Here is a 23,870-nt window from a genome sequence, read left to right as displayed (position 1 = left end):
TCAAATGTCTAGCGTGCGTATACATCCATAGCCAGTTAATCCGCACCAGTCGGTGTCGGGGCAGGAGACAAGGCTGTCCTGAACTATAGCAACCGGAACGACATTCTATGGTGGGGGGTGGGGCCAAACTCCCGTAAAGCGGCCCGATGGATTGGGGTTGGGTAGCCCACGTTCTGTGCCCAGCCATAGGCGGGGAAAGCTGCTCCCAGCTTCTCCATGAGGGTATCGCGGTATACCTTGGCCAGTACTGACGCGGCTGCAATGGATAGATAGTGCGCGTCGCCCTTGATGATACAGGTGTGCGGAATCATGGGATACGGCACGAACCGATTCCCGTCAACGATCAGGTGATCGGGCCGGACAGTCAGAGAATCGACCGCCCGGTGCATGGCCAGAAAGCTGGCTTTGAGAATATTGATCTGATCAATATCGGCCGGCGATACTTCCGCAACCGCCCACGCCAGCGCATCCCGCTCGATATCCAGCCGCAACGTTTCGCGCTGGGCGCGGCTGAGCTGTTTGGAGTCGTTCAGCACCGGATGGGTGTAGTGTCGGGGCAAAATAACCGCAGCGGCTACCACCGGCCCGGCCAGACAGCCCCGGCCTACCTCATCTAAACCCGCTTCAACGGCGTCGGCGTTGTAATAAGAGCGTAACAACAGACAGGTCGGTTAACTCACTAGCGAAGTCGGTCAGAGCCGCGCACCAGCTTCTCGTCGCGTCGAATAAAGCGGTTGGCGAGGGCGTTGAACACCAGAGCCGCCACGATGGCGTAAAAGCCCAGCAGGAATGTGCCCTGGTCTGCCGGGTTGCCGTAAGCCTTGCCCGCGTAGAGCGTCCGGTACAGGATAATCCCCATAATAGCCGTCAGCATCAGGGCGTTTACCGCGCAAAGGGCGGTCTGGGTGAGCCGGTTGCGGTACTGGAAAATAGCATACAGTGACGACAGCGCTACCAGACCCATCAGCAGACCCAGATACCAGACTGAGGTGATCAGCGTAGTGGGTGCCGTAGTGGCGGGTACGCCCGGCTGTTGCGGAATGGCCTGTTGTTCGCTGTATTGCAGGGCTGTCAGATACGCCATTTCGGGCAGTTGCCGGCCAGCCTTCTCCCAAAGCGGGTTGGCCAGAGCAATTCCCATGGCTATGACGATAAGAAACAAAAAGATGGTCTGAACGCGTTGAATCATTGGGGGTAATGAAAAAATATAACAAGTACTAACGTGTACAGGGCAGTCCCGGCCGTGGGCGGATCCGGTAACCGACTGTAACCCCGTTTATAGAGGGCAAAAGTAGCCGAAAAACTAATAGAATATGAAAGCAGACGTGCGTTTGATGGTAACGGCCGACGGGTCACACACGGCCCTGAGCAAGCCGTTCGATACGACCTATCACTCCCGGTTCGGGGCGTTTCAGGAATCGGAGCGGGTATTCATCGAGTTGGGCCTGCAGGCTGCGTTCGACCGGTTCCCGCAGGATGAGCTGAGTATTCTGGAAATGGGTTTCGGTACGGGACTGAACGCTTTGCTGACTGCCCGCGAGGCCGAAAAGGCCCGGCGCCGGGTCCGGTATACAGCCCTGGAGGCTTACCCGATGCAGCTAGCCGATGCGGCTCCGCTTAATTACGATGCTCTGCTGGGTACCGACTACCTGTCTAAGCTCCACCAGTCAGCCTGGAATGAAGTCTGTTCGGTTAGCCCGTTCATGACCCTGACCAAAGTTGACCAGCGGCTGCAGGATTTCAGCACCGGCGAGCAATTTCACCTGATCTATTATGACGCATTTGCACCCAGCACGCAGCCGGAGTTGTGGGAACTTCCTATTTTTGAAAAATTGGCGCATTTGTTGCTGCCATCTGGAATATTAACCACCTATTGTTCCAAAAGCTACGTACAGCGTAACCTGCGGGCAGCCGGCCTGGTCGTTGACAAACAGCCTGGTCCGGCCCGGAAACGGGAGGTGTTACGGGCTATGAAGCCATAAAATGGTTGTTCTCCTAATTTTATTCGTGATCGGGCGTTACTTTTTAAACAACCTCGCTATGAACCGTCTCCTGCTTACTGCATTCGTGCTGATCGGGCTTACGATCAGTGCCTTTCGCCTGCCGACACCCGTGCTGTCGGCCACCGATCCAACCCCTGCGCCGAAGCGTATCAAATGGCTAACGGTCGAAGAAGCGTACCTGGCCACGCAGAAGAAACCCAAAAAATTCGTCATCGATGTCTATACCGACTGGTGCGGCTGGTGCAAAGTGATGGACCGCGAGACATTCACCAAGCCGGCTATCGTTGATTACGTCAACGAAAACTTCTACGCCGTTAAACTCAACGCCGAGCAAACCGCCGACATCACCCTCGGCAAGCAGACGTTCAAATACGTTGGTACCGCCAGCGGACGCGGAGCCCATGAACTGGCCGCAGCCCTGATGCGAAACCAGATGAGCTACCCGACCACCGTCTTTCTGGACGAAAAGTTTAACCTGATCCAGCCCATTGCCGGCTATCTGGAACCCCGTACGTTTCACCAGATCATTACCTACTTTGGCCGCGACTACCACCAGAAAGAGCCGTTTGACCAGTATAAAGCCGGTACCTACGCCAAAACCTTTCAGGGTTCGCTGACGGCCGGGAAGTAAACCAGCACATAACGCGGGTGCCAGTTGGCTCTTTACAGAATTTCTGTGAGGTACCGACTGGCACCCGCGTTATTTTGTTGCGTATTTTTGTTGCTTCTCATCAACCCAATCAATAGAGTACATGAATCAACAACTGACTTTTCTTTCGGTGATTGCCGTCTCCATGGCGCTGACGGCAGCTACCCCTCCGAAGAAAATCGGGAAGCCGGTCCCCGGTCGGCCGGCCGCTGCTCCCCGCAAATTCATCGACCCTCAGAACATGGATACGTCCGTGAAACCGGGCGACAATTTCTACCAGTACGCCAACGGGAACTGGCTGAAACAAAACGCGATCCCGGCCTCCAAAACATCCTGGGGCAGCTTCAACGAGCTGCGGGAGAAAAGCCTCGATGCGATGAAGTCGCTGCTCGAGGACGCGTCGAAAACAACGACTAAAGGCCGGTTGTACCAAATGGTTGGCGATTATTACGCCAGCGGTATCGATAGCCTGACCATCGAAAAGCGGGGCTTCGATCCCATCAAGCCTGACCTGGCCCGGATCGAGAAAGTCAACAACAAAACCGCCTTCCTCGACGAACTGGCTTACCAGCGTAGTCAGGGTAACGGTATGCTCTTCGGCTTTTTTGTGGCGCAGGACCGTAAAAACGTGTCGAAGTACCTGCCGCAGTTTAGCCAGGGAGGTACAACCCTGCCCGACCGTGATTACTACCTGAAGACCGATGCCCGTAGCCTGAAAATCCGGGATGCGTACCGCGACAACCTGACCAAGATGTTTGCGCTCATCGGCGAAGAGCCAACGCAGGCCTCGCAGGATGCCGACGTTATCCTGCGGGTCGAAACCGCGCTGGCCAAAGCCCAGATGGCCCGCGTCGAGATGCGCGATCCCTACAAGACCTACAACAAGTTTACGGTAGCGAACTTCAGCCAGCAGACACCCGGTATCAACTGGGCCGATCAACTAAGCAAGTATGGTGTAAAAGGACAGGATACGGTGCTGGTGCAGAGCCCGACCTTCTTCCGGTCGCTCGATAGTCTGGTGGCCGCTACGCCAATCGAAGACCTGCGTACCTACATGCGCTGGAATATCCTGAAAGGCGCTGCACCGTATCTAAGCGACGCATTCGTGAAACAAAGCTTCGCATTCTCGCGGGTGCTGACCGGACAGAAAGAGCAAACTCCCCGCTGGCAGCGGGTGAGTGGCCTCATCGACGGTACCCTGGGCGACCTGCTGGGTCAACTCTACGTACAGCAATACTTCAAGCCAGAAGCCAAGCAGCGTATGCTGACCCTGGTCGATAACCTCGAAGCGTCGTACAAAGAGCACATCAAAGGGCTCGACTGGATGAGCGAAGACACCAAAAAACGGGCACTGACCAAGCTGACGTCGTTTAAACGGAAAATCGGCTATCCCGACAAATGGAAGAACTACGATGGGGTCACGATTGCGCGGAACGACTTCTACGGAAATGTGAAATCGGCCGGCAAATGGTCGTATAACTACATGATCAACCGGCTCGGCAAACCCGTCGACCGAACCGAGTGGGGCATGACTCCGCCAACGGTGAATGCATATTACAACCCCGTCAATAACGAAATCGCGTTCCCGGCGGCTATTCTGCAATTTCCCTTCTTTGACTTCGACGCTGATGATGCCATCAACTACGGCGGTATCGGTGCCGTAATCGGCCACGAAATGACCCACGGCTTCGACGATCAGGGGCGGCAGTACGATGCCGACGGTACCCTGCGCGACTGGTGGACCAAAGCGGATGCCGACAACTTCAAAAAACGCGCCGATCAGGTGAAAGAGCAGTTCTTTGGGTTCAAAGTGCTCGACTCGATCAAGGTAAACGGGCAACTCACCCTCGGCGAAAACCTGGCCGATCTGGGTGGCCTTGCCATCGCCTACGATGCCTTCAAGAAAACTGCGCAGGGAAAAGCCAACGGCAAAAAAGCCATGATCGACGGCTTTACCCCCGATCAGCGGTTCTTCCTGTCCTGGGCACAGGTATGGCGCATCAACGTCCTGCCCGAAACTCAGGCTCAATTAATCATGACCGATCCCCATGCGCCCGGCCTTTACCGCTGCAATGGCCCGCTGTCCAACATTACGGCCTGGTATCAGGCATTCGATGTGAAGCCAGGCGACAAAATGTACAAAAAGCCCGAAGACCGGATCAAGGTTTGGTAGGTAACCCAAAACCAGAAACAATAGCCGCGTTCGCCTGGGTGGACGCGGCTGTTGTGTTTTTTGCCGCGGCTTCGTGTAGATTCTCTTCTCCGGCTGCTTTTGTTTGTGACGTAACCCGTTTTCGCATGAAGAAATTAGCCGCACTGCTGACCATCACTATCCTGCTCATTGGGGGCTGTCAGCAAAAGCCAGCGCAAGAAACGACCGGCAAGCCCGCTGCCGAGCCAACCACTGCCGCTGTCGACCTGACCAAACGACCCGCTGCCGACGCCCCCCGATCAGCGGCCGACCGGCTGGTGCGCGCGCTTTACTTCGAGCACGATACCAAAGAAAATCCCTTCCTGGAGGCTAAAGATCCGGCGCTGGCCGAGCAGTTTTTTACCAAACCGGTTGCGGAACGATTGTACAAAAAAGCAGCAGCAGCCAGCGCCAGCCGCAAACAGATAAATCCGCTTTTCAATGTGCCCGATGCGCAGATTCAGAAGCGCTGGGTACTGCCAGCCGCTGTATCGGGCGCAAAAGCAGTCGTATTTGTCACGTACAATACCAGTGGAAAAGAGCAGGAAATGCGGTGCGAACTGGAGCAGCAGGCCAACGGTCGCTGGCGAATCAGCGACATTATTTACGCCGATGGAAAGCGCCTAACCGAGTTGATTAAGTAGCTGTTAGCCGGTGTCCTGACAGAATTGTTCCTGTCAGATTCAAATTATTTTTAGTTGACATGTTGACAACACCGTAAAAGCTTGTAATTTTGCAACTCCAAACCGGAAACGGGGCGGAAATTGTTCTTTAACAGTGTGTTTTTGGGGAGTTTCCAGAGTGGCCAAATGGATCAGACTGTAAATCTGCTGGCGTACGCCTTCGGAGGTTCGAATCCTCCACTCCCCACTATTTGGTAACTGAAGACGACGAAAGTAATCTTGGGTTGCTGAGTTTGCGGAAGTAGCTCAATTGGTAGAGCGATAGCCTTCCAAGCTATAGGTTGCGGGTTCGAGACCCGTCTTCCGCTCAACAGAAAGCAGTTGGTACTCAACAGCGTTCGGCCCCGGGCTGTCGGCTGTTTTAGTGGTATCTGCTAGCTGTGTTAAGTTAGTACAAGCCGTTATAGCTCAGCGGTAGAGCACTTCCTTGGTAAGGAAGAGGTCCGGGGTTCAAGTCCCCGTAACGGCTCAGGACTTCGCGGAGAGGTCTGCTTTGAGTTAAGCCGTGTCGTAATTACGTTCCTTAAGCGTGGTTCCGGGCGGCTTGATTGACGTTCAGCGAGTTTATTTCAAAACAAACAACAGTTCACAATAGCGTTTTAAACACATGGCAAAAGAGAATTTTGACCGCTCGAAACCGCACGTAAACATCGGTACGATTGGTCACGTTGACCACGGTAAAACGACGCTGACGGCTGCCATTACGAAAGTGCTGGCCGAAAAGGGTCTGGCCGCAATTCGGGACTTCTCCTCGATCGACAACGCGCCTGAAGAAAAAGAGCGCGGTATTACCATCAATACATCGCACGTTGAGTACGCTACGGCTTCTCGCCACTATGCGCACGTTGACTGCCCGGGCCACGCTGACTATGTGAAGAACATGGTAACGGGTGCTGCTCAAATGGACGGAGCTATCCTCGTGGTAGCTGCTACTGACGGACCGATGCCCCAGACCCGTGAGCACATCCTGCTCGCCCGTCAGGTAGGTGTTCCTCAGCTCGTTGTGTTCATGAACAAAGTGGACATGGTCGATGACCCAGAGCTGCTCGAACTGGTTGAAATGGAAATCCGTGAGCTGCTGAGCTTCTATCAGTTCGATGGCGATAACATCCCGGTTATCCAAGGTTCGGCTCTTGGTGGCCTGAACGGCGATGCCAAGTGGGTGAAAACGATCGAAGAGTTGATGGATGCCGTTGATACATTCATCCCGCTGCCTCCTCGTCAGACGGATCTGCCGTTCCTGATGCCGGTAGAGGACGTATTCTCGATCACGGGTCGTGGTACGGTTGCTACGGGTCGTATCGAGCGTGGTGTCATCAACTCGGGCGAGCCAGTTGAAATCCTCGGTATGGGTGCAGAAAACCTGAAGTCAGTTGTAACGGGTGTTGAAATGTTCCGGAAAATTCTGGACCGTGGCGAAGCCGGTGACAACGTAGGTCTGCTCCTCCGTGGTATCGAAAAAACCGATATCCGTCGTGGTATGGTAATCTGTAAGCCAGGTTCTGTAACCCCGCACATGAAGTTCAAAGCTGAGGTTTATGTACTGTCGAAAGAAGAAGGTGGCCGTCATACGCCGTTCTTCAACAAGTACCGGCCGCAGTTCTATTTCCGCACCACCGACGTTACGGGCGAGATCATGCTGCCTGCCAACGTTGAGATGGTGATGCCAGGCGATAACATCACGATTGATGTAACGCTGATCAACAAGATCGCCATGGAAAAAGGTCTCCGTTTCGCTATCCGCGAAGGTGGCCGTACCGTGGGTGCTGGTCAGGTAACGGAAATCCTCGACTAAGTAATACGCGTAAAACAAGTGCATTTCTTCACAGGGGTGCACTTGTTTTTTGCAATTATTCCGTACTTTTGCAGTCCGTTTCAGAGGCACGCTGTTCCGGGTTTACGTAAAGTCACTATAAACGGGTGTAGTTCAAGGGTAGAATAGCGGTCTCCAAAACCGTTGATGGGAGTTCGAATCTCTCCACCCGTGCCAATCCCTTACATACAATGGACAAGTTTCTCTCGTTTCTGAAAGCCTCCTGGGAGGAAGTTCAGCACAACGTGACTTGGCCGAAATTCAGCGACCTGCAATCCAGTTCGACCCTCGTACTGGTAGCTTCGCTGATTTTTGCGCTAATGGTCGGACTGATTGATCTGGTGTTTGAGAATGGTCTCAACGTCTTCTATCAGTCGTTTTAGAATTAGTCATTTGGTGTCGTTCATTATCATTAATTGTCATCTACCGCAACGGGTCTGACAGTAAATCCTGACAATGAATGACTGGCCAACGGCTACTTAAGGACAATAATTATGAGCGGCATACAATGGTACGTCATTCGGGCGGTTTCGGGGCAGGAGAAAAAGGTTAAATCTTATCTCGAAAATGAAGTCATCCGGCAAAAGCTGGACGAGGTCATTCCCCAGATTCTGATTCCGGCCGAGAAGGTCTACGAGATGCGCAACGGCAAGAAGCGCGTTCGGGAGAAGTCATTTTTTCCTGGCTATATCCTGATTTCGGCCGACCTCGGCAATAACCGGGCCCTTGACCTGATCCTTAATATGCCCGGCGTGTTAGGGTTTTTGGGGAACTCACAGGTTGGTACAACAACCAAAGTACCCGTACCGCTCCGCCAGTCTGAAGTGAACCGCATTCTGGGTAAGGTTGAAGAAGAAACGCAGGAAGTCTCTATTCAGACAGTTGCCTTCCTGAAAGGAGAGAACGTGAAAGTCGTCGATGGTCCATTCGGCGGGTTCATTGGTACAGTAGAAGAAGTTTTTGACGACCGGAAGAAGCTGAACGTCGTCGTAAAGATATTTGGCCGGAATACTCCGGTAGAACTCAGTTACGCACAAGTAGAAAAGGAAAGCTAAGCTTCCACTTGGCTTTTCGAATCGGTCAGGCGTCCAATGCTTCCCTCAGTGGACAAGCGGCTAAAAAAGTTGGTCTGTGGTGTGTAGAGAACAGTCTGGTATGTGACGATCAGCCGCCCCTCGTTCATCATCGATCGTAAAATCAGTTTCACAATGGCAAAAGAAGTAGGTGGCTACGTAAAGCTGCAAGTCAAAGGCGGGCAGGCTAACCCCTCACCTCCGATCGGTCCGGCGCTGGGTTCCAAGGGTTTGAATATCATGGAATTCTGCAAGCAGTTCAACGGCCGTACGCAGGATAAAATGGGTATGGTACTGCCGGTTTTGATTACGTATTATAAGGACAAGTCCTTTGATTTCGTCATCAAAACCCCACCGGCCCCGATTCTGCTCATGGAAGCAGCTAAGCTGAAAGGCGGCTCTGCTCAACCGAACCGTAATAAAGTCGGCTCGGTTTCCTGGGATCAGGTACGGACCATCGCCGAAACGAAGATGCCCGACCTGAACGCCTTTACGGTTGAAGCCGCCATGCGGCAGGTAGCCGGAACGGCTCGCAGCATGGGTATCACGGTGACGGGTACTGCTCCGTTTTAAGAACCAATAGACTTGCCGAGGCAAATACAGAAATGGCTAAGTTAACGAAAAAGCAAAAGGAAGCCCTGTCGAAGTACGATGCTGCCAAGGAATACTCGCTGCAACAGGCGGCTGAGATCCTGAAGGAGATTTCGTACACAAAATTCGACGCTTCCGTGGATATTGACGTTCGGTTAGGCGTTGATCCGCGTAAAGCCGACCAGATGGTACGTGGCGTTGCTACGCTGCCCCATGGTACGGGTAAAACGGTTCGCGTTCTGGTGCTCTGCACGCCGGACAAGGAGAACGAAGCGAAAGAGGCTGGTGCTGATTTCGTAGGCCTGGATGACTACATTCAGAAGATTGAACAAGGCTGGACGGACGTTGACGTGATCATCACGATGCCGAACGTAATGGCTAAAGTTGGTCGTCTGGGTAAAGTTCTGGGTCCGCGGGGTCTGATGCCGAACCCTAAATCGGGTACAGTAACCCCCGAAGTAGGTAAAGCCGTTCGCGAAGTGAAGGCCGGTAAAATCGATTTCAAAGTCGACAAACAGGGTGCCATTCACACCAGCATTGGCAAAGTGTCGTTTCCGCCCGAAAAACTGGCTGAAAACGCACAGGAGATCATCGCTACGTTGCTGCGCCTAAAGCCCTCATCGGCTAAAGGTACCTACGTGAAGACGATCAACATGTCCAGCACGATGAGTCCGGGAGTAACGATAGATAAAGGCACAGTAGCCGGAGTATAAGCCATGAAACGCGAGGAAAAAGGAGCAATTATTGAGGAATTAACTGGCAAGTTCCAGAGCATTCCCTTCTTCTACATCACGGAAGCAAATGGCATGACGGTTGCTGAAACCAATGACCTTCGCCGGATGTGTTTTGAGCGCGGTATCGAGTACAAAGTGGTGAAGAACAGCTTCATCAAAAAGGCACTCGAAACGCTGGAAACGGACTACGCTCCGTTCAACGAGACGGTACTACATGGCCAGTCGGCGGTGATGTTTCACCCCGAAGACCAGAAAGCGCCGGCCAAGCTTATCAAAGAGTTTCGCAAGACCAGCGATAAGCTACAACTGAAAGCCGCTTCAATTTCGAGCAGTTTGTTCATCGGTGCCGATCAACTCGACGCACTGATTGCGCTGAAAAGCCGCGAAGAACTTATTGGCGAAGTTATTGGTCTGCTGCAATCGCCTGCCAAGAACGTCATTTCGGCGCTCCAGGGTGGTGGCAACAAACTGGCCGGTATCCTCAAAACGCTGTCGGAGCGCGAGGAGGCAGCCTAGCTGTAACGCGGGCCAACACCCGCCTTTCGACAAAAAAGCGGACACGACGTTCGCAATTCACAAACAATTGTATCACAATCAACTAAGAATACTACAATGGCAGATTTGAAAGCGTTCGCTGAGCAGCTTGTAAGCCTGACGGTTAAAGAAGTTAACGAACTGGCTGCTATCCTGAAGGATGAGTATGGTATCGAGCCGGCTGCTGCCGCTCCCGTAATGGTAGCTGGTGGTGCTGCTGGTGGTGGCGATGCCGCTCCGGCCGCTGCTGAAAAAACCTCGTTCGACGTGATCCTGAAATCAGCTGGTGCTGCTAAACTGGCAGTTGTTAAGCTGGTTAAAGATCTGACGGGCCTGGGTCTGAAAGAAGCGAAAGAACTGGTTGACACCGCTCCGAAACCAGTAAAAGAAGGCGTTGCCAAAGACGAAGCCGAAGCCCTGCGTAAGCAACTCGAAGAGGCTGGTGCTGAAGTTGAAGTAAAATAAGCAACTGCTTGTTTGCATAGTACTCCAAGCAGGGGAGGCCAGGTTTAACATCTGGTCTTTTCCTGTTTGGAGAATTTTTGTCTGTGCCCTTGCAAAAGACAAACTTATTCTTATTGCCTTACGTTGTCTATTTACGCCCCTTAGGTCGGGTGACACCCGGGGTCTGAATAGCCGTCTACTATACATGCCGTTGTAAAACCACGCAACGAGCTCATTGAGAATCGGTTACGCAACTAAACAGAGTACAATCTTGGCTACAAACGCGAAAATCAGTACGCGCAAAAATTTTGCGACGATTCAGCCAGTGATTGGGTATCCTGATTTCTTAGATATCCAAGTTAAGTCTTTCAAAGATTTTTTCCAACTTGACACCCCCTCCAACCAACGGTCGGAAGAAGGGCTGTTCAAAGTTTTTCAGGAAAATTTCCCCATCTCCGACTCCCGCGAAAACTTCAAGCTGGAGTTTATCGATTACTCCGTCGATCCGCCCAAGTATTCGGTCGATGAGTCGATTGACCGGGGATTAACCTATTCGGTGCCACTCAAGGCCAAACTCCGCCTGTCGAACAACGATCCTGACAACGAGGATTTCGAGACAATCGAGCAGGAGGTGTTCCTGGGTAACATTCCGTACATGACCGAGAAAGGCTCGTTCGTCATTAACGGAGCGGAGCGAGTGATTGTTTCGCAGCTGCACCGGTCGCCAGGTGTGTTCTTCTCTATGAGTAAACACACAAATGGTACCAAATTGTATTCAGCCCGGATTATTCCTTTTAAAGGGTCCTGGATTGAATTCTCGACCGACGTGAACAATGTCATGTATGCCTACATCGACCGGAAAAAGAAATTCCCGGTTACAACGTTGCTGCGTGCCATTGGTTTTGGTTCGGACAAAGACATTCTCGACCTGTTTGGTCTGTCGGAAGAAGTACCAGCTACGCCCGCCAACCTGAAGAAAGCGATCGGTCGCCGGTTAGCTGCCCGGGTGCTGCGGACCTGGACGGAAGACTTCGTTGACGAAGACACCGGGGAGGTAGTATCGATTAGCCGGAACGAAGTGCTTCTCGAGCGCGATTCGGCAATCTCGGTCGATGACATTGATACGATAACGGACTCGGGTCAGAAGTCGGTCATCCTGCATAAGGAAGACATGAACATGGCCGATTACAATATCATTTATAACACGCTGCAGAAAGACAGCTCCAACTCTGAGAAAGAGGCTGTGGAGCAAATCTATCGGCAGTTACGGAACGCCGACGCGCCCGACGAGCAAACCGCTCGGGAGATCATCCAGAGCCTGTTCTTCTCGGATAAGCGCTATGATCTTGGCGACGTTGGCCGGTACCGGATCAACAAAAAGCTCGGTCTCGACATTTCGTCGGACATGAAAGTACTGACCACCGAAGACATTGTCTCGATTGTGAAGTACCTGATTGGCCTGATCAACTCGAAAGCCGTTGTCGATGATATTGACCACCTCAGCAACCGGCGTGTCCGGACGGTAGGGGAGCAGTTGTACGCGCAGTTTGGCGTCGGTCTGGCGCGGATGGCCCGTACCATCAAGGAGCGGATGAACGTGCGTGATAACGAGGACTTCAAACCCGTTGACCTCATCAACGCCCGTACGCTGTCTTCGGTCATCAACTCGTTCTTTGGTACGAACCAGCTGTCGCAGTTTATGGACCAAACCAATCCGCTGGCCGAAGTGACGCACAAGCGTCGGATGTCGGCACTGGGACCGGGTGGTCTGAGCCGTGAGCGGGCCGGTTTCGAGGTTCGTGACGTACACTATACCCACTACGGGCGTCTGTGTACCATCGAAACCCCGGAAGGTCCGAATATCGGTCTGATCTCGTCGCTTTGTGTCTATGCTAAAATCAACAGCATGGGCTTCATTGAGACGCCGTACCGGATTATTGAAAACGGTAAGGTATCGATGGATAAACCCGTCATGTACCTGACGGCTGAAGAAGAAGATACGCACTACATAGCTCAGGCTAACGCAGGCATCGACAAGAAAGGTAATTTCATGGTCGACCGGCTCAAGGCCCGTTTCGAGGGTGATTTCCCGATGGCGGAACCCGCCAACGTGACGTTCATGGATATTGCGCCGAACCAGATTGTTTCGGTGGCTGCTTCGATGATTCCGTTCCTTGAGCACGACGATGCGAACCGCGCCCTGATGGGATCGAACATGCAGCGTCAGGCCGTTCCGCTCCTTCGTCCCGAAGCGCCTATCGTCGGTACGGGTCTGGAAGGCCGGGTGGCTGTTGACTCACGGACGCTGGTGATTGCCGAGGCCGATGGCGTTATCGAGTTTGTTGATTCGACAAAAATCGTTGTTCGCTACAGCCTCGATGAAGATCAGATGGCCGTTACGTTTGACGAAGACCGGAAGACCTACAACCTCATCAAGTTCCGCCGGACCAACCAGGATACCTGCATCAACATCAAGCCGACGGTGCTGAAAGGCCAGAAGGTGAAGAAAGGGGATGTACTCTGCGAAGGCTACGCTACGCAGGCGGGTGAACTGGCGCTGGGCCGGAACATGAAAGTTGCGTTCATGCCCTGGCAGGGATACAACTTTGAGGATGCTATCGTGATCTCGGAGCGGGTTGTGCGCGAAGATATTTTCACGTCGATCCACATTGAAGAGTTCGAACTGGAAGTACGTGACACCAAGCGGGGTGAAGAAGAACTGACTTCTGAGATTCCGAACGTGAGCGAAGAAACGGTTCGTAACCTCGATGAGAACGGTATCGTACGCGTCGGTACGGAGGTGAAAGAAGGCGACATCCTGATCGGTAAGATTACCCCGAAAGGAGAAAGCGATCCGACACCGGAAGAAAAACTGCTGCGGGCCATCTTCGGTGACAAAGCCGGCGACGTTAAGGATGCTTCCAAGAAAGCACCACCGTCGCTGAAAGGCGTCGTGATCGACACCAAACTGTTTGCTCGTCCGGCCAAAGAAGACCGGGGTAAGCACAAAGATGAGGTGAAAGCGCTCATGAAGAAATACGGTCGTGAACTGACCGATTTCCGCGCCCGCATGATCGACAAGATGGTTACGCTGCTGGATGGTAAAACCAGCCAGGGTGTGAAGCATAAGTTCGGCGATGAGGTCGTGAGCAAGGGTGTGAAGTTCAGCCGTAAGAACATTACGGATAACCTCTTCCCCGACAAGAACCCGTATCGCGACGAGAGTGGCTATGCCGTTCCTGAAGAAGCGAACCTGCTTTCGGACATCAACCTTGATGGCTGGACAGAAGACGACAAACTGAACCAGATGATCGTATCGCTGGTGAAGAACTATAACAACCGTCGGAGCGAAATCACGGGCCGGTTCAAACGCGAGCGCTTTACGCTTGAAGTAGGCGACGAACTGCCGGCGGGTATCGTGAAACTGGCTAAGGTCTATATCGCCAAGAAGCGGAAGCTGAAAGTAGGGGATAAAATGGCCGGTCGTCACGGAAACAAAGGGGTTGTTGCCCGGATTGTGCGCGACGAAGACATGCCGTTCCTGGAAGATGGTACCAAAGTAGATATCGTGCTGAACCCGCTTGGGGTACCTAGCCGGATGAACCTGGGCCAGATCTATGAAACGGTATTGGCCTGGGCTGGTCAGAAGCTGGATCGTAAATACGCTACGCCGATTTTCGACGGAGCCACGGAACAGCAGGTGGCCGACGAGCTTGACGAAGCAGGCCTGCCCTCGTTCGGCCGTACGTACCTGTATAACGGTCTGACCGGTGAGCGTTTCGATCAGCCGGTAACCGTGGGTATCATCTACATGCTCAAACTCGGTCACCTGGTTGACGACAAGATGCACGCCCGTTCGATCGGCCCCTACTCGCTCATTACCCAGCAGCCGCTGGGTGGTAAGGCGCAGTTTGGTGGTCAGCGTTTCGGAGAGATGGAAGTATGGGCGCTGGAAGCATTCGGCGCATCGAACATCCTGCAGGAGATTCTAACCGTAAAATCAGATGACGTTGTAGGCCGTGCCAAGGCATACGAAGCCATCGTGAAAGGGGAGAACCTGCCGAAGCCAAACATTCCTGAGTCGTTCAACGTACTTGTTCACGAGTTACGCGGTCTGGCTCTCGAAATTACACTTGAGTAAAAAACGTTTTCAGTTTACGGTATTCGCCGGGTCGCCGGAACAGTTTTCAGTTGGTCAGTACAAGACGTGTCCTGTATTGACCAACTGAAGGCAGTAAACAGAAAACTGTAAACTCCACTAATTAAATCTCCAACCAATGTCGTTCAAAAAGAACAAGAAACTCAACAGCGACTTTGCCAGTGTGACAATCAGTCTGGCGTCGCCGGAGTCTATTTTGGAGAGTTCCTACGGCGAAGTGACACAGCCGGAAACCATCAACTACCGGACGTACAAACCCGAGATGGGTGGCTTGTTCTGCGAGCGCATCTTCGGACCGGTAAAAGACTGGGAATGTCACTGCGGTAAGTACAAGCGGATTCGTTACAAAGGCATTATCTGTGACCGTTGTGGTGTTGAGGTAACCGAGAAAAAGGTTCGCCGGGAGCGTATGGGTCACATCGAACTGGTTGTGCCGGTTGCGCACATCTGGTATTTCCGCTCGCTGCCCAACAAAATCGGATACCTGCTGGGGCTCTCGACCAAGAAGCTCGACCAGGTTATCTATTACGAGCGCTATGTAGTTGTTCAGCCCGGTGTAAAAGCCGAAGACGGTATCAACCAGCTTGACTTCCTGACCGAGGACGAATACCTCGACATCATGGACAAGCTGCCAAGCAGCAACCAGCACCTGGACGACAAGGACCCGAACAAGTTCATCGCCAAGATGGGGGCCGAAGCGCTGGAGATGTTGCTGTCGCGTCTGCAACTGGACGAACTGTCGTATCAGCTGCGCCACGCAGCGGCTACCGACACGTCGCAGCAGCGTAAGGCCGAAGCCCTGAAGCGTCTTAAAGTAGTAGAGGCTTTCCGGGAAGCCAACGGCCGTATCGAGAACCGCCCCGAGTGGATGGTGATCAAGATGGTACCGGTTATCCCGCCCGAACTGCGCCCACTCGTCCCGCTGGATGGTGGCCGGTTTGCTACCTCTGACCTGAACGACCTGTATCGCCGAGTAATTATCCGGAACAACCGTCTGAAGCGCCTGATCGAAATCAAAGCGCCGGAGGTAATTCTGCGTAACGAGAAGCGAATGCTGCAGGAAGCGGTCGATTCGCTGTTCGACAACTCGCGGAAAGTGAACGCCGTTCGTTCGGAAGGTAACCGCGCCCTGAAGTCACTGTCTGACATGCTGAAGGGTAAGCAGGGCCGTTTCCGTCAAAACCTGCTCGGTAAGCGTGTCGACTATTCGGGTCGTTCGGTTATCGTGGTTGGTCCCGAGCTGAAACTGCACGAGTGCGGTCTGCCGAAAGACATGGCGGCTGAGCTATTCAAGCCGTTTGTGATCCGGAAGCTGATCGAGCGGGGTATCGTTAAAACGGTGAAATCGGCTAAGAAAATCGTTGACCGGAAAGACCCTGTTATCTGGGACATTCTGGAAAACGTGCTCAAAGGTCACCCTGTTCTGCTGAACCGGGCTCCAACGCTGCACCGACTGGGTATCCAGGCATTCCAGCCTAAGCTGATTGAAGGTAAAGCTATCCAGCTGCACCCGCTCGTCTGTACGGCTTTCAACGCTGACTTTGACGGTGACCAGATGGCCGTTCACGTGCCGCTGGGACAGGAAGCCGTTCTGGAAGCATCGCTGCTGATGCTGGCCTCGCATAACATTCTGAACCCCGCCAACGGCGCGCCGATCACGGTACCGTCGCAGGACATGGTACTCGGTCTGTATTATGTGACGAAAGGTCGTAAGAGCATTCCAGAGTACCCCATTGCGGGCGAAGGCATGACGTTCTACGGTGCCGAAGAGGTAATCATCGGTATCAACGAAGGAAAAGTCTCCAAGCACGCCAATATCAAATGCCGGGTGAAAGTTCGGGACGAGAATGGCGAGCTGGTTTATAAAGTCATAGACACCGTGGCGGGCCGGTTGTTGTTCAACCAGGCCGTACCGGAAGAAGTTGGCTACATCAACGAACTACTGACGAAGAAAAAGCTGCAACAGATCATTGCGCTTATCTTCAAGATTTCGGGTGGTGCGCGTACGGCGCAGTTCCTCGATGAGATTAAGGAACTCGGTTTCCAGATGGCGTTCCGGGGTGGTCTGTCGATTGGTTTGAGCGATGTCATGATTCCTGAAGCCAAGCAGGGACTCGTTGAAGAAGCCAAAGCCGAAGTACAGAGCGTGTGGGATAACTACCTAATGGGTCTGATTACGGAAAACGAGCGTTACAACCAGGTTATCGACATCTGGACGCGGGTTAACTCGCGCCTGACCGAAACGCTGATGAAACAGCTCGAAGCCGATCAGGGCGGGTTCAACTCGATCTACATGATGATGCACTCGGGCGCACGTGGTTCGCGGGAGCAGATTCGTCAGCTGGGCGGTATGCGGGGTCTGATGGCCAAGCCGCAGAAAAACCTGCAGGGCTCGGTTGGTGAGATCATTGAAAACCCGATTCTGTCGAACTTCAAAGAAGGCCTCGACGTACTGGAGTACTTTATCTCGACGCACGGTGCCCGGAAAGGTCTGGCCGATACAGCTCTGAAAACGGCTGATGCCGGTTACCTCACCCGTCGTCTGCACGACGTAGCGCAGGACGTAATTATCAGCGAAGACGACTGCGGTACGCTGCGGGGTCTGCAGGTGTCGGCGCTGAAAGATAACGAAGACATCGTCGAGCCGCTGTCAGAACGGATTCTGGGTCGTACAACCGTACACGACATCTACGATCCGCTGCTCAAAGGCGAAGATGGCAAACCCCTGCTGATCGTTGGATCGGGTGAACTGATTACGGAAGAAGTAGCGGCTCAGATCGACGAAACGAGCATCGAAACGGTTGAAATCCGCTCGGTACTGACCTGCGAATCGCGGCAGGGTGTCTGCGCCAAGTGCTATGGCCGCAACCTGGCTTCGGGCCGTATGGTTGACATCGGTGAAGCGGTTGGGGTTATTGCCTCGCAGTCGATCGGTGAGCCGGGTACACAGCTGACTCTCCGTACGTTCCACGTGGGTGGTACGGCGTCGAACATTGCGGTCGATGCGTCGATCAAAGCGAAATTCGACGGTCTGATCGAGTTTGAAGAGATGCGTACGGTAGAGTCGGAAGATTCGGAAGGCAATCCGCAAACGGTCGTTATGGGCCGCTCGGGCGAGATCCGGATCGTTAACCCGAACGACCGCAACGTGGTCCTGATCAGCAACAACGTACCATACGGGGCGTTCCTGCGGGTAAAAGATGGCGATATAGTGAAGAAAGGCGACGATATCTGCGCCTGGGATCCCTACAACGCCGTTATCCTGTCGGAACTGACCGGTACACTGACGTTCGATGCGATTGAAGATGGTATCACGTATCGGGAAGAGTTTGACGAACAGACTGGTTTCCAGGAGATGGTTATCATCGAAAGCCGCGACAAGGCGAAGAACCCGGCTATTGTGGTTCAGGGAACAACCACCCTGTCGCTGCACCTGGCCGATATCGAAGGGGGACTCTTCCAGAAGAGTTACAACCTGCCGGTAGGGTCGCGTCTGGTCGTAAAACCAGGGCAGAAAATTAAAGCTGGTCAGCCGCTGGCCAAGATCCCGCGTAACGTAGGTAAAACCCGCGATATTACCGGTGGTCTGCCACGGGTAACGGAATTGTTCGAAGCCCGTAACCCGTCTAACCCAGCCGTGGTGAGCGAAATCGATGGCGTAGTAACCTACGGAACCATCAAGCGTGGTAACCGCGAAATCTTTATCGAGTCGAAAGACGGCACGAAGAAGAAGTATCTCGTACCGCTGTCGAAGTTCATCCTGGTACAGGACAATGACTTCGTACGGGCCGGGGCACCGCTGTCTGACGGCGCCATTACGCCGAGCGACATTCTGGCTATCAAAGGGCCAACCGCCGTTCAGGAGTACCTGGTGAACGAAATTCAGGAAGTATACCGCCTGCAAGGGGTGAAGATCAACGATAAGCACATCGAGGCCATTGTTCGGCAGATGATGCAGAAAGTGGAGATCATCGACTCGGGCGATACCAACTTCCTTGAAGGACAGGTTGTTGACAAGTGGGCTTTCCGCGAAGAGAACGACAAGATGCTTGATGCAAAAGTCGTGATGGACGCTGGTGACTCGGTCAACTTCAAACCGGGTATGATTGTAACGAGCCGTCAGCTTCGCGACGAGAACTCGAGTCTGAAACGTCGTGACCTCGCGCTGGTAACCGTTCGGGATGCTATGGCCGCTGTATCGCAGCCAACGCTGATGGGTATCACGCAATCGTCGCTGGGTACGGACAGCTTCATCTCGGCCGCTTCCTTCCAGGAAACGACCAAGGTGTTGAGCGAAGCGTCGATCCGTGGTAAGATGGACACGCTCGAGGGACTGAAAGAGAACGTAATCGTAGGTCACCTGATCCCGGCTGGTACGGGTATCCGCCGGTACCAGAATGCGATTGTCGGCTCGAAAGAGGAACTCGAAACGCTGACCGAATCGCGCGAGCAGTTTGCCCGTACGAAGAAGAAAGTAACAGTATAGGCGCAAGCTTATAAAGTTATAATCCCCGGTCAGCCATGACCGGGGATTTTTTTTGCCGTCAGATACGTGCTTTCTTAAAGCCAACTTTTCTGCACCATGACTAGGCCAAAACTGGCTAAAAGCTTGAAAATAGCCGGACTATCCTTGTTTTGGCTAAACCTATTTTTGCACGTCTTCTTTTTTGAAGACGTGCTGTTCCGCACAAACAGACCCCTTTATCTGTATTTGGTTTCGCTGATTTTGGTAGCGGCTGGTTCATCAAGTCGATATCCAAAAAGGAGTGGCTGGTTTGAGCAGAGCCAACGCTGGCTATACTGGGCCATTGCCTGCCTGGCTGCGTTCGGCCTTTGTCAGCTGATCAGTACACACTACTACGCAAAGGCGCTGGAATTAATTTCGGGCCAGTAGGGGTTAAATGCGCCTGAATCAGAGAATCGTTCCGGTCAGTGATGATCGGGGCGGCTCTCTGATTCAGGTGGCTGGGTATTGACTGTAGTCATTATAAGTACAGCAACCACCGTCAGGGTCTTCGACCACTGACGGGGTAAAATGCTGCAAACCACGTCAGTGGTCGAAGACCCTGACGGTGGTTAAAAGTCGGGGAAATGAAAAGAAAGCCGCCCCTATCCAATTCGTTTAGGGCGGCTTTCTTTCTTGAATGCTGTACTTTTGAGAAACGATTTATCCGTATGAATACACAACAGCAAAATCCCGAAGGTACCATAGATGTTGAACTCAGTGAGGAAATTGCCGAAGGCGTATATGCCAATCTGGCCATGATTGCTCACTCTAACAGTGAATTCATCCTGGATTTCATCCGGCTTATGCCCGGCGTACCCAAGGCGAAGGTAAAAGCCCGCATCATTCTGACTCCCGAACATGCCAAGCGGCTTCTCGATGCCCTGCGGGAAAACATAAATCGGTTCGAGGAAGCCTACGGCGGTATCAACGAGCCGACCGATACATTCCGGTTTCCGGGTGGCGGTTTCAGCGGCCCGGTAGGGCAGGCCTGATCAGGTCCCCTACGGAGCTGGGTGTCCGGTAGTTGCGGTGAGTAATTCGTCGAGTTTTGGCAGCGCGAATCCGGCCCCGGATTGCTGAAATCTTTTCGTCTTCTGCTTTGGCGTTCAACTGCTTATCCGTATCTTTGCACCTCAAATTTCGGGAAGACTGTTTTTCGTAAACAAATCAAAGAATGCCTACCATACAACAATTGGTGCGTAAAGGGCGTGAGAAACTGGTAGATAAGTCGAAATCACCAGCTTTGGACGCTTGCCCACAACGTCGGGGCGTGTGTACGCGCGTGTACACAACGACGCCGAAAAAGCCGAACTCGGCTCTTCGGAAAGTTGCCCGGGTTCGTCTGACGAACCAGAAAGAAGTGAACGCCTACATTCCGGGCGAAGGCCACAACCTGCAGGAGCACTCGATCGTGCTGATCCGCGGTGGCCGGGTAAAAGATTTGCCGGGTGTTCGTTACCACATTGTACGCGGTGCCCTTGATACGGCCGGCGTAAGCGGCCGTCTGCAGAGCCGGTCGAAATACGGTGCCAAGCGTCCGAAACCAGGTCAGGCTCCTGCTGGTAAAGGTGCTCCGGCAAAAGGAAAGAAAAAGTAATTAATCCGACTGCCCGTTGAAAGACTACGGCAGAGTAAGATCAAAAATCTGAAGCAATCATGAGAAAGGCGAAACCGCCCAAGCGTTACGTACTGCCCGATCCTAAGTATAAGGAAGTACTGGTAACCAAATTTGTTAATAACCTGATGTACGAAGGCAAGAAAAGCCTGGCGTACTCAATCTTCTACGATGCTCTCGATGTGGTTGCCAAACGCACCAGCGAAAGCGGACTGGATACCTGGAAAAAGGCGTTGAACAACGTCATGCCATCGGTAGAGGTGAAAAGTCGTCGTGTGGGTGGTGCTACCTTCCAGGTGCCGACCGAAGTACGGGCAGACCGGAAGGTCGCGGTAGGCATGAAATGGCTGATCCGGTATGCTCGTTCACGGGGTGAGAAGACAATGGTTGACCGGCTCGCAGCCGAAATCGTAGCCGCTTCGAAAGGAGAAGGTGCCGCTGTGAAAAAGAAAGACGATACGCACCGCATGGCTGAGGCCAACAAGGCGTTCTCGCACTTCCGGTTCTAATAGTCAATACATACAGTTCTTTCCGCAGACAGGCTCCCCAATTGGGGAGCCTGTCATGTTTTAAGGATATTACCCGTCGCCACCTACAAGCGCATCAGCTTAAACGATTCGCCTTATTTCCGAAAAATAACGGGGCGTCAGCCTGGCCGCAGAACCCCGTGAGGGTCCATAGCCTCGGTTCGGTGGATAAAGATCAGCGCATACGGATATGCATAAGCGGCTTTTCTTATTTTTGGCCGTATGACGACCCTCGAAAACGACCAGCTACGAGTATCCATTCGGCCTAAAGGGGCTGAACTCACATCTATCTTTCATAAGCCGACGGCTACTGAGCACCTCTGGCAGGCCGATCCCACCGTCTGGCCATGGCATGGACCCAACCTGTTTCCGGTAGTCGGAGGCTGCCTGAATAACCAACTACTGATCGATGGGCACGCTTATCCGACAGAGCGGCACGGGTTTGCGCGGCATACGGTCTTCGAAACGACCGAATCGTCTGACGCGCACGCTATTTTCTCGCTGCGGGCCGATGATAAAACCCGGGCCGTGTACCCGTACGAATTTCTGTTCCAGATCATCTACGAACTGGAGGGGCCGCAGCTGACTATCACCTACCGGGTCGTGAACGAGGACCAGAAAACGGTTTTCTTCTCCGTCGGGGCACACCCGGCTTTTGCTGTCCCGTTCCGGGCCGACGAAGCCTATGAAGATTATTTCATCGAGTTTGACCAGGCTGAACCGCTGGAAACGCATCGGCTATCGGCAGGTGGCTTTTTTACGGGCGAAACGGAACCAGTGTCCACGGCCGGTAACCGGCTCCCGCTGACAGCGCATTTGTTTGATCAGGACGCGCTGGTATTCAAGAATATGCGCTCACGGCGGGTCACTATCCGGACAGATAAACACGAGCAGGCCGTAACGGTAACCTTCCCCGAATTTCCGTATCTGGGGCTGTGGGCTAAACCGGGCGCGCCCTTCGTCTGCATCGAGCCCTGGCTGGGGTGTGCCGATAGCGAGGGTTCGCCAGTACCCATCGAGCAGAAAGAGGCTATTCAGCAGGTCGAGCCGGGGCGCGTATTCGACGCCAGCTTTACGATTCGTATTCAGTAAAATACGCGCATAGAAAAAGGCCAGACTCATGTCTGGCCCTTTTTCTATGCGGCTGCAATCAATTACTTACCACCAGCCTGGCCGCTCGACAGTAGATTGAAGAACTGATCGAGTTTGGGGGTGATGATGATTTCGGTCCGGCGGTTCTGCTGGCGACCAACCGATGTTGTGTTGTCATCCTTGGGCGAGTACTCCGAACGACCACCGGCAGTCATCCGCTCGGGCTGAACACCAAACTTGCTTTGCAGCGTACGAACAACCGAAGTAGCCCGCAGTGCGCTCAGATCCCAGTTGTCTTTGATCGACGCCGTCGAGATGGGTACGATATCCGTATGACCTTCTACCAGGATATCGAGTTCTTTGTGGTCGTTCACTACTTTGGCCACTTTACCCAGTACCGTTTCGGCTTTGGGGGTGATGTCGTAGCTACCCGACTTAAACAGGAGCTTGTCCGAGATCGATACGTAAACGACACCTTTCTTCACTTCAACCTGTACATCCTGATCGTTGATGTCGTCGAGTGAACGTTTGAGGCTCATAACCAGGGCCAGGTTCAGCGAATCTTTCCGCTGCATGCTGGTGTTCAGGTTATTAACGTATTTGGTCTGTTCGTTCAGGGTTTCGAGCGATTTACGGATACTCTCAGCGCCCGACTTGCTCACGATCGACAGATCTGACATCCGGTCGAGCAGGTTGGTGTTGGTCCGTTTCAGGTAATCGACCTGAGCCTGCAGATCGCCCAGTTGTTTATCTTTCCCCTGCAGGTCGTTGTCTTTGGCCGACAGCTGGTTGCGCAGGTCGGCTGTACGCTGGTCGCAGTCGTTGAGCGAAGCAACAGCTTTGTCACGGGCTTCCTGAAGAGATTTAATTTCGGCCAGCCGCTTCTTACTGTTGCAGGACGACAGCATAGCTACGGCCGCAAAAAGAATCAGTACTCGTTTCATGCTAGTAAGTGGAGTTTTATCGAAGAACGAAAAGTTAGGTTTGACTGGTATCAATCGGGTCAACACGCAAATCATCCTACAAAAGTAAGTGATTCTGATTAACCACGTTAACACATCATTTTTATCTAAAAGAAATCAACTCAAAATTTTCCTCATGTGTCTACATCTTTTTTGCAGAACGCACTGGGTAAGCTAAAACCGTAGACATGGCCGCTCACGCGAAGCGTCTGCCAGTCAGCCCATAGGGGCCATTTACTAAAAGATGTTGGTAGTTTGCCGGCAATGCTGACTTTTGCAGGTACCTTTTTCTC

Annotated in this window: 20 protein-coding genes and 4 tRNA genes; 21 read left to right on the top strand and 3 right to left on the bottom strand. The window is 53.1% G+C overall.

The window, feature by feature from the left end:
- Window positions 1–83: 83 nt before the first annotated feature.
- On the bottom strand, window positions 84–659 hold the full coding sequence (locus EQG79_RS25265; protein WP_129605344.1) for a ribonuclease HII: 576 nt from the start codon (window positions 657–659) through the stop codon (window positions 84–86).
- A 20-nt stretch (window positions 660–679) separates the two neighbouring features.
- A complete protein-coding gene (locus EQG79_RS25260) occupies window positions 680–1,189 on the bottom strand; it encodes a DUF4293 domain-containing protein (protein ID WP_129605342.1) in 510 nt (169 codons plus the stop codon).
- 124 nt (window positions 1,190–1,313) lie between these two features.
- On the opposite strand from EQG79_RS25260, the gene mnmD reads away from it, so the two are divergent.
- The 21 genes from mnmD to EQG79_RS25155 all read left to right on the top strand — a co-directional run bounded on the left by mnmD (window position 1,314) and on the right by EQG79_RS25155 (window position 22,615).
- Window positions 1,314–1,982, top strand: coding sequence for a tRNA (5-methylaminomethyl-2-thiouridine)(34)-methyltransferase MnmD (gene mnmD / locus EQG79_RS25255; protein WP_077923673.1), 669 nt, complete (start codon window positions 1,314–1,316; stop codon window positions 1,980–1,982).
- Window positions 1,983–2,040: 58 nt separating this feature from the next.
- Window positions 2,041–2,634: a thioredoxin family protein gene (locus tag EQG79_RS25250; RefSeq protein ID WP_077923764.1), complete on the top strand. Its 594-nt coding sequence runs from the start codon at window positions 2,041–2,043 to the stop codon at window positions 2,632–2,634.
- A 121-nt stretch (window positions 2,635–2,755) separates the two neighbouring features.
- A complete protein-coding gene (locus EQG79_RS25245) occupies window positions 2,756–4,825 on the top strand; it encodes a M13 family metallopeptidase (protein WP_129605340.1) in 2,070 nt (689 codons plus the stop codon).
- 125 nt (window positions 4,826–4,950) lie between these two features.
- Entirely contained in the window at window positions 4,951–5,487 is a 537-nt protein-coding gene (locus EQG79_RS25240) for a hypothetical protein (protein ID WP_129605338.1), read from the top strand.
- Between the two features lie 143 nt (window positions 5,488–5,630).
- Window positions 5,631–5,713 (top strand) — tRNA-Tyr (locus EQG79_RS25235).
- Window positions 5,714–5,761: 48 nt separating this feature from the next.
- Window positions 5,762–5,834: transfer RNA gene (locus tag EQG79_RS25230), tRNA-Gly, on the top strand.
- Between the two features lie 89 nt (window positions 5,835–5,923).
- Window positions 5,924–5,995, top strand: a tRNA-Thr gene (locus EQG79_RS25225).
- 138 nt (window positions 5,996–6,133) lie between these two features.
- Window positions 6,134–7,321 (top strand): elongation factor Tu, encoded by a 1,188-nt coding sequence (gene tuf, locus EQG79_RS25220; protein WP_077923676.1) that lies wholly within the window; start codon window positions 6,134–6,136, stop codon window positions 7,319–7,321.
- Between the two features lie 121 nt (window positions 7,322–7,442).
- A tRNA-Trp gene (locus EQG79_RS25215) sits at window positions 7,443–7,516 on the top strand.
- A gap of 14 nt (window positions 7,517–7,530) precedes the next feature.
- On the top strand, window positions 7,531–7,722 hold the full coding sequence (gene secE / locus EQG79_RS25210; protein WP_077923677.1) for a preprotein translocase subunit SecE: 192 nt from the start codon (window positions 7,531–7,533) through the stop codon (window positions 7,720–7,722).
- A gap of 111 nt (window positions 7,723–7,833) precedes the next feature.
- Entirely contained in the window at window positions 7,834–8,394 is a 561-nt protein-coding gene (gene nusG / locus EQG79_RS25205; protein ID WP_077923678.1) for a transcription termination/antitermination protein NusG, read from the top strand.
- Window positions 8,395–8,547: 153 nt separating this feature from the next.
- A complete protein-coding gene (gene rplK, locus EQG79_RS25200; RefSeq protein WP_077923765.1) occupies window positions 8,548–8,985 on the top strand; it encodes a 50S ribosomal protein L11 in 438 nt (145 codons plus the stop codon).
- A 32-nt stretch (window positions 8,986–9,017) separates the two neighbouring features.
- Window positions 9,018–9,716 carry a 50S ribosomal protein L1 gene (gene rplA / locus EQG79_RS25195; protein WP_077923679.1) on the top strand — a complete coding sequence of 233 codons (699 nt, stop codon included), beginning with the start codon at window positions 9,018–9,020 and terminating at the stop codon, window positions 9,714–9,716.
- A 3-nt stretch (window positions 9,717–9,719) separates the two neighbouring features.
- A complete protein-coding gene (gene rplJ, locus EQG79_RS25190; protein ID WP_077923680.1) occupies window positions 9,720–10,253 on the top strand; it encodes a 50S ribosomal protein L10 in 534 nt (177 codons plus the stop codon).
- Window positions 10,254–10,349: 96 nt separating this feature from the next.
- Window positions 10,350–10,736, top strand: coding sequence for a 50S ribosomal protein L7/L12 (rplL, locus tag EQG79_RS25185; protein WP_077923681.1), 387 nt, complete (start codon window positions 10,350–10,352; stop codon window positions 10,734–10,736).
- 250 nt (window positions 10,737–10,986) lie between these two features.
- A complete protein-coding gene (gene rpoB / locus EQG79_RS25180) occupies window positions 10,987–14,856 on the top strand; it encodes a DNA-directed RNA polymerase subunit beta (RefSeq protein ID WP_129605335.1) in 3,870 nt (1,289 codons plus the stop codon).
- 136 nt (window positions 14,857–14,992) lie between these two features.
- Complete coding sequence (gene rpoC / locus EQG79_RS25175; RefSeq protein WP_129605333.1) at window positions 14,993–19,360, top strand: DNA-directed RNA polymerase subunit beta'; 4,368 nt, start codon at window positions 14,993–14,995, stop codon at window positions 19,358–19,360.
- Between the two features lie 689 nt (window positions 19,361–20,049).
- On the top strand, window positions 20,050–20,373 hold the full coding sequence (locus EQG79_RS25170) for a DUF3467 domain-containing protein (protein ID WP_077923685.1): 324 nt from the start codon (window positions 20,050–20,052) through the stop codon (window positions 20,371–20,373).
- Between the two features lie 182 nt (window positions 20,374–20,555).
- A complete protein-coding gene (gene rpsL / locus EQG79_RS25165; RefSeq protein ID WP_077923686.1) occupies window positions 20,556–20,978 on the top strand; it encodes a 30S ribosomal protein S12 in 423 nt (140 codons plus the stop codon).
- 59 nt (window positions 20,979–21,037) lie between these two features.
- Window positions 21,038–21,505 carry a 30S ribosomal protein S7 gene (gene rpsG, locus EQG79_RS25160; protein ID WP_077923687.1) on the top strand — a complete coding sequence of 156 codons (468 nt, stop codon included), beginning with the start codon at window positions 21,038–21,040 and terminating at the stop codon, window positions 21,503–21,505.
- A gap of 240 nt (window positions 21,506–21,745) precedes the next feature.
- Window positions 21,746–22,615 carry an aldose 1-epimerase family protein gene (locus EQG79_RS25155; protein ID WP_129605331.1) on the top strand — a complete coding sequence of 290 codons (870 nt, stop codon included), beginning with the start codon at window positions 21,746–21,748 and terminating at the stop codon, window positions 22,613–22,615.
- A 62-nt stretch (window positions 22,616–22,677) separates the two neighbouring features.
- Here the strand turns inward: EQG79_RS25155 and EQG79_RS25150 are convergent, their stop codons facing one another.
- Window positions 22,678–23,559: an OmpA family protein gene (locus EQG79_RS25150; RefSeq protein ID WP_077923689.1), complete on the bottom strand. Its 882-nt coding sequence runs from the start codon at window positions 23,557–23,559 to the stop codon at window positions 22,678–22,680.
- Between the last annotated feature and the right edge of the window lie 311 nt (window positions 23,560–23,870).

The sequence above is a fragment of the Spirosoma sordidisoli genome (assembly GCF_004138325.1).
GTDB lineage: Bacteria > Bacteroidota > Bacteroidia > Cytophagales > Spirosomataceae > Spirosoma > Spirosoma sordidisoli.
Note: the sequence above shows the minus strand (reverse complement) of the source record. Positions and strands in the feature narration are given on the sequence as shown.